Origin of the sequence: Alkanindiges illinoisensis, assembly GCF_004377485.1 — a bacterium.
Taxonomy (GTDB): Bacteria; Pseudomonadota; Gammaproteobacteria; order Pseudomonadales; family Moraxellaceae; genus Alkanindiges; species Alkanindiges illinoisensis_A.
Window position 1 is genome coordinate 1 of record NZ_SNTY01000059.1, and the last position, 2,777, is coordinate 2,777.

Annotated in this window: 4 protein-coding genes; all 4 read left to right on the forward strand. The window is 38.5% G+C overall.

Features of this window, described 5'->3' with window-relative positions; all coding sequences use genetic code 11:
* Positions 1–239: 239 nt before the first annotated feature.
* The 4 genes from E2B99_RS12010 (at position 240) to E2B99_RS12025 (ending at position 1,793) form a co-directional block, all read left to right on the forward strand.
* Positions 240–635, forward strand: coding sequence for a transposase family protein (locus E2B99_RS12010; RefSeq protein ID WP_134245228.1), 396 nt, complete (start codon positions 240–242; stop codon positions 633–635).
* 28 nt (positions 636–663) lie between these two features.
* On the forward strand, positions 664–1,053 hold the full coding sequence (locus E2B99_RS12015) for a transposase family protein (protein ID WP_346554178.1): 390 nt from the start codon (positions 664–666) through the stop codon (positions 1,051–1,053).
* 211 nt (positions 1,054–1,264) lie between these two features.
* Positions 1,265–1,507, forward strand: a complete 243-nt coding sequence (locus tag E2B99_RS12020; RefSeq protein WP_134245230.1) for a type II toxin-antitoxin system RelB/DinJ family antitoxin — start codon at positions 1,265–1,267, stop codon at positions 1,505–1,507.
* Positions 1,497–1,793: a type II toxin-antitoxin system RelE family toxin gene (locus E2B99_RS12025; RefSeq protein WP_134245232.1), complete on the forward strand. Its 297-nt coding sequence runs from the start codon at positions 1,497–1,499 to the stop codon at positions 1,791–1,793. The genes E2B99_RS12020 and E2B99_RS12025 overlap by 11 nt, the downstream gene beginning before the upstream one ends.
* The last annotated feature ends 984 nt before the right edge of the window (positions 1,794–2,777 follow it).

The following is a 2,777-nucleotide window of genomic DNA, read 5'->3' on the forward strand; positions in this document are numbered from 1 at the left end:
GGCCATCACGGATTGCCTTGGCCAGATCGGGCTTTTCCGCAATAAATAAGCGTCTGATTGTCATGGTGGTATCCTTGGTTACGCCAAATATTAAAATCTAGTGGTCGTGCAGCACTTTTCTTAATCGCTCCCCTTCAGCTTTAATCTGCTCACTGTCTAGGGATTTAATCAGTAATAGACCTCTTTCATAAGTTAAAAAATGACCAGCAGATTAATGATTTTTATGCCATGCTTGGCCAATGAGATATAAAGATGTTAAGCGCCTAAGCAGCGATAGATTTAAACGTCTGGTTGGCGTACAACCTGGCACATTCATGCAAATGCTCGAAGAGCTCAAACCTTTTGAAGCTAGCTTTGGCCGACCACCTAAACTTTGCCTTGAAGATAGATTATTGCTGACCTTAAGCTACTGGCGGGAATATCGAACTTTGATGCATACCGGCATGAGTTATGGTATTTCAGAAGCCAGTACTCATCGAATTGTCCGGCACATTGAAAACATTCTAATCCATAGTAATAAGTTTCATTTGCCCAAAAAATTACCGCAAGGTACTGAAGTAGATTGGGAAGTGGTCATCGTTGATGCCACCGAAATTCCGATAGAGCGTCCAAAAAAAACAGAAATATTACTATAGTGGTAAAAAGAAACGCCATACTGTTAAGATGCAAGCGATGATCCATTACTCAACAGGGCAAATCCTGCACACCTGTTTTGCTAAAGGTCGGGTACATGATTTTAAGCTATTCAAGAAAAGTATGAAGTCTTTGCATTTTAGACCGTTCATTCTTGCAGATAAAGGATATCTGGGATTAGCAAAAACAGGTCTACGTGGTCTAATTCCCTTTAAAGCGAATAAGCAACGGCCACTTGATCCGTATTTAAAGTATCTCAACAAGCAAATTAATCGGCGACGAATCACGGTAGAGCACACTTTTGGTGCATTAAAGCGTTTTAAAATCTTGAACTCGCTCTACAGAAATAGACGTACAAGAATAGCTTTACGCTTTAATTTAATTGCCGCTATATTTAATTTAGAGTTGCTCAAAAAGTGACTTTTGAAAGAAGTCTAATATTTAAGAGTAATTCAGGGAACGTACAAAAGGAGTAGTCTGATTGTTTCCTACTCTAGGACGGTTGTAGTCCGTCTAGCAAAACCCACACTCACATAATCAGCCACGTATAATTAAGTTAGACTATACCTCTATTATCTCACATGTTAAAATTCACTAATGTTATTACATTTGTTATTACAAGGAGAATGACATGTCGACAATTACTATCCGTATAGAAGATGATCTCAAAGAACGTTCTTACGCTGCCCTGGAACAACTAGGGATCACACCATCAGAACTATTACGCCAGACTCTACAATATGTTGCAGAACAAAAAAAACTTCCTTTTAAAACGATTGTGGTATCAGATGAGGATGCTGAACTACTTGCGATAGTTAAGGAACGTCTAGCCAAACCACAAAAAGGTATTAAGGTTAGCTTAGATGACTTATGAGTTAGAGTTTGATCCACGCGCTTTGAAAGAATGGCAAAAGCTAGGGCATACCGTTAAAACCCAATTCAAAAAGAAACTGGAAAAGGTTTTAGAAAATCCCAGGATTGAAGCAAATCAGCTCAGTGGTCTGTCCGACTGTTATAAGATTAAATTGCGATCAGCCGGTTATCGCCTTGTGTATCAAGTACGAAACGACTTGATCATTGTATTTGTGGTCGCTATAGGTAAACGTGAAAATAACGCAGTCTATGAGGACGCTCATCAGCGTACCGAAGCACAAGAGTAATTTATATCTTCTGGCCTACATAAAAACCCACATAAATAAACCCACATCCCGGCCAACATAAAGTGTCAGATTAAGTCAAATTCCACCAGACACCTTCGGACAATTAATCCACTTAAGCATATGTTTTATAATTAAAAATGATACCGTGTAGGACGGTAGCATTACAACTAAAGCAACCGCTCCACCAAGCAAAGTTAGACGCTCAACTGTAAGTAATGTGATATTGTTCAAAGAACAAATAAAATCAGCTATTAGCAACAACACCAGAACACCTACTGTTACGTAAGAAATCTTTTGAAATGAATTAACCACCTTTTTTCCTTCTTGTTTCAAGTCCTGTTTTTTATCAGCGACTTGATTAGAAGATAAAGCTAAGAAAACTTAAATCAACTCCCTCCTTTAAAGTTAAATCCACGTAGTACATTGGCTGACGGTAACTTTGTGTTGTGCTCTTGCCACGTAAAGTAGTTGTAACGATAGACATGAAAGCAAACCATTTGATGCTGCATGGTAAAAGCTAAAGCTCCTGTTTCATATGTTGCTTAAGCCTTACTATCGTCTTTCATGTTGATAACATGTCCAGACTAAATTAGGTGTGCCATCGTATAAACAAAAACATAGCTCAGGCCATTCATGGTCGTTTGTTACCATCACACCCCAGCCATTAATATTTGGAAAATTAGCATAATAGGTTGAATGTATGTACCAACCTTCTTGTCCAAGACCACCTTGATTTATTAACTCTTTAGGCACAATTAATTGATGCCGTAGACTTCCATCTGCATTATATATAGCAGCGTTATTTGGTCTTAAAAAGAACCACGGGGACTCTTTTTTCTCACTCAACCTAGAAGGTGGGTAGTGTTCAAAAAACTGTGTCATTTCCCTACACTGTTAAAAACAGGAATGACACATTATGGCAAATCCCTTTGACTTTGAAACAGCCTTAAAACAACTCCAGTCAGGTCAAGCATTGACTGGAGA